Annotated in this window: 4 protein-coding genes; 2 read left to right on the forward strand and 2 right to left on the reverse strand. The window is 73.2% G+C overall.

Going from position 1 to position 3536, the window contains the following annotated elements; translation table 11 throughout:
- Positions 1-69: 69 nt before the first annotated feature.
- Positions 70-903 (reverse strand): DUF8842 C-terminal domain-containing protein, encoded by an 834-nt coding sequence (locus tag TR50_RS31235; protein ID WP_042429908.1) that lies wholly within the window; start codon positions 901-903, stop codon positions 70-72.
- 538 nt (positions 904-1441) lie between these two features.
- On the opposite strand from TR50_RS31235, the gene TR50_RS31240 reads away from it, so the two are divergent.
- Both TR50_RS31240 and TR50_RS31245 read left to right on the forward strand, forming a co-directional pair.
- Positions 1442-2101 carry a LysM peptidoglycan-binding domain-containing protein gene (locus TR50_RS31240; protein WP_042429911.1) on the forward strand — a complete coding sequence of 220 codons (660 nt, stop codon included), beginning with the start codon at positions 1442-1444 and terminating at the stop codon, positions 2099-2101.
- A 202-nt stretch (positions 2102-2303) separates the two neighbouring features.
- Positions 2304-3017: a LysM peptidoglycan-binding domain-containing protein gene (locus TR50_RS31245; RefSeq protein ID WP_042429914.1), complete on the forward strand. Its 714-nt coding sequence runs from the start codon at positions 2304-2306 to the stop codon at positions 3015-3017.
- A gap of 16 nt (positions 3018-3033) precedes the next feature.
- Here the strand turns inward: TR50_RS31245 and TR50_RS31250 are convergent.
- Positions 3034-3536: ATP-binding cassette domain-containing protein (locus TR50_RS31250; protein WP_236654663.1), on the reverse strand; the 503-nt coding region annotated here is incomplete at its 5' end.

Consider the following 3536-nt stretch of genomic DNA (forward strand, 5'->3'; position numbering starts at 1 on the left):
ATGTGCGGCTCCGCAGCGGAGCCGCACATCGGCAGGGCCTCGCGCCCCTTCGGTCGCTGCGACTGGACGTCAGGTCCCTGCCAGGGGCAGCGTCGCGCCCAGCAGCAGGCCCTTGCGGGCGCCGTTGTCCAACGCGTGCCGCAGCAGGTCCTCGCGCGGCTGGCGGCCGATCGTGCCGTGGGGCGCGGCGTACATGATGACCTCCGCCTGCTGCGAGGCCGCGCTGCGCCACGCCTCCGTCACCTGGAGCGGTGCGTGCGCCTGCCACCAGGCGTTCGTGCCGCCGCCCGGCGCGGGCTGGAGCACGGCGTGGAGCTGGCCCATCGCCATCAGGACCGACCAGCCGCGCAGCTGCGCGGGCGCGTGGTCGACCTCGGGGATCAGCTGGAAGCCGTGGTCCTGCAGCAGCTCCACGAACGCGTCCTCGCCGACGGTCGTGCCGGGGCGGCCGACCGGCCCCGTCGGCTCGACGACCAGCGCGGCGCGCGGCGAGCCCTGACACAGCACCAGGCCGCAGGTGACGCCCAGGACCGCGGGGGCTACCTGGCCGCCCGCGGGGCTCGACACCGAGTCCGGCACGTGCAGCTCCGGCGCGGGCGCGACGGCCTGCTCCGCGCCGGGCGCCATGGACGCGCTGATGTGGCGGACGGCGCCCTGCAACTGCTCCTCGGAGACCTCGACCACCTGGGAGGGGATGCACCGGGCGTGGGCGAAGGCCAGCACCGCCGTCTCCTCGCCCACGAACAGCACCGTCGCCGTCGGCTCCAGCGTCACGTCGCCGGGCGCGCGGCAGGAGGTGCAGTCGTAGCGGTCTGGGGCGGTCCCGCCGCCCAGCAGGCGGTCTGCCTCGTCGTCACCGATCTCGGCACGGACCTCGTCGCTGACGTCGATCATGCGGTGCACGAATGACTCCTCGAATCGCGGGGGCCGGAGCGCGACTGCCCGGCCGTGATGACAAACGCACGGATGTGTTCGGGGTCACGGCTCGGGCGTTTCGAGCACGGGAAAGAGGTGCGATTCGGTCACCCGGGAGCATCTCGCGGTGACCCTCTGTCTACCGTGTGGGGTACCTCACGCGGGCTCAGAGGCCTTTTTCTGTGAGCCAGGTCACGAATCGACGGGGTTGACGATTCGACAAAATTCCTAATTCGGACATCCGGTACACGATTCCAAGATTTTTACTTCCGGTAACCCTCACGTGAGCTGGGACTTCGCTCGGGGGTTTGAGTCGCGACCTGGGGCTTTCCTACGGTCATTGGCGTCGGTGCAACGAGCACCGCCCGGGTTCGCCCGTCTCAGCACAGCCCTTGCCGCGCATCGTCGCGCGGCGATGCGGCAGTGCCCGCCGCCGCACAGGACAGGTCGGCGGCGAGTGACGGAAGCGAGGGCACGGACGCGCACAGCGCGCTGCAGCCCGCCCGGGAGTGTCGAAAGGCTTTTCATGAAGTTCCGCGTTCGTACCGCTGCCGTCGCCGCCACCCTCGTCGCGGCCCCGGTCGCCGGTCTGCTCTGCGCGACCAGCGCCTCCGCCGCCTCGGTCTCCACCTGGGACGCGGTCGCGCAGTGCGAGTCGGGCGGCGACTGGTCGATCAACACCGGCAACGGCTTCTACGGCGGTCTGCAGTTCACCCCCAGCACCTGGGCCGCCTACGGCGGCACCCAGTACGCCGCGGAGGCCAACCAGGCCACCGAGGGTCAGCAGATCGCCGTCGCCGAGAAGGTGCTGGCCTCCCAGGGCCCCGGCGCCTGGCCGGTCTGCGGCCCGAAGGCCGGCCTGACCGCCGGTGGCGCCCCGGCGTCGGTCGACACCTCCTCGAACACCACCTCCTCGAGCAGCAACGCCGCCCCGGCCGCGCAGACCGCCGCCCCGGCCCCGGCCCCGGCCAAGACCGCCCCGGCCCCGGCCCCGGCCGCTCCCGCTCCGGTGCACCACTCCGCCCCGACCGCCGCGGGCAGCTACACCGTCAAGTCCGGTGACACCCTGAGCGCCATCGCCGCCGCCCACGGCACCAACTGGCACTCCCTGTACGCCGCCAACAAGAACGTCATCGGCGGCAACCCGAACCTGATCCTCCCGGGCCAGGTGCTGAACCTCGGCTGAGGCTCCGTCGTGACCGGGTGACGACAGCAGCGCGGTCCACCGCTTCGGCGGTGGGCCGCGCCGTCGTGCCGCTGCGCCGGTCCTCGGGCTGCGTCGGTCTTCGGGGGCGTCGGTCTTCGGGCTGCGCCGTGGGGGTGATGCCACGGCGTGGCGATTGATATGACAATCGGACCCTGGGGGAGTCGACGTACCGTCAGCTTCCATGGGCGTAGCTCGACGACGTCTTCTCGCCGGCGGAGCCATCGGTGCGGCCTCGCTGGTCTGCGTGCTGCCGGTGGTCTCCGACGTCGCGTCCGCCCGGGTGCGGGCCTCCGTCTGGGAGCAGCTCGCCATGTGCGAGAGCAGCGGCCACTGGCACATCGCCACCGGCAACGGCTACTACGGCGGCCTGCAGATCTCCCTGGAGACCTGGCGCGAGGTCGGCGGAACCCGCTACGCGTCCCGCCCCGACCGAGCCACCAGGGCCGAGCAGATCGCCGTGGCGGAGGCCATCCTCGCCTGGCAGGGCTGGTCCGCCTGGCCCGGCTGCTCCCGCGACCTCGACCTCAGCGGCCGGCCCCCGACCGGTCCGACCCACAGCCCCACCCACAGCCCGACCCACAGCCCGACCCCGAAGCCGTCCAAGAGCCCCAGGCCGACACCCACGCCCACCAGGACACCCACGCCGACGCCGACCCCGACGTCCACGCCCACCCCGACGCCGACCCCCACACTGCCCCCCACGCCGACGCCCACCCCGACGTCGTCCGTCACCGTTCCCGCGACGTACGTCGTCCAGCCGGGCGACCAGCTCGCCGCCATCGCGCACCGGTTCCACCTGCCCGGCGGCTGGCCCGCGTTGTACGCGCGCAACCGGCCGGTGATCGGGCCCAAGCCCGACGACCTCGTCGCCGGGACGGTGCTCAGGCTCCGCTGAGCGAGACCTCGCCGAGTCAGACTCCGCCGAGCGGCGGCGTCTCCCGCTCGTGTGCGGCGACGACGGCGCCGCGGCGCAGCTCGTAGGCGTAGTCCCAGGCCCCCCGGTCCGGCAGGGTCTGTTCGGCGAGCAGGACCGTGCGACCCGAGGCGACGAGCGCGGCGAGGGCCGCGTGCACGCGGGCCACCACCTCCTCGGCCAGGCCCAGGCCGAACTCGTCCAGGAGCAGCAGCCGGGCGGGGGAGGTGAGCACGCGGGAGAGCGCGACCATGCGCTGCTCCCCGCCGGAGAGCGTGCCGGCCGTGCGCGCCAGCAACCGGGACAGCTCGGGGAAGAGCGCGACGCCGGCGTCGACGCCGCCGCCGAGCGGTCCGGGGACGAGCAGGTTCTCGGCGACGCTGAGCGAGGGGAAGACGGCCTGCTCGGCCGGCAGGAGCGCCATTCCGAGACGCGAGCGCCGGTACGTGTCGAGAGCGGTGATCTCGCGTGCGTGCGCTGCTCCACCCCCGCCGTACCAGA

The organism is Streptacidiphilus anmyonensis (assembly GCF_000787855.1).
GTDB lineage: Bacteria > Actinomycetota > Actinomycetes > Streptomycetales > Streptomycetaceae > Streptacidiphilus > Streptacidiphilus anmyonensis.

Bases quoted from the DNA above. Each gene is read 5' to 3' on its own strand.
- TR50_RS31245 (WP_042429914.1), top strand. From the start codon at position 2,304: ATGGGCGTAGCTCGACGACGTCTTCTCGCCGGCGGAGCCATCGGTGCG.
- TR50_RS31240 (WP_042429911.1), top strand. From the start codon at position 1,442: ATGAAGTTCCGCGTTCGTACCGCTGCCGTCGCCGCCACCCTCGTCGCG.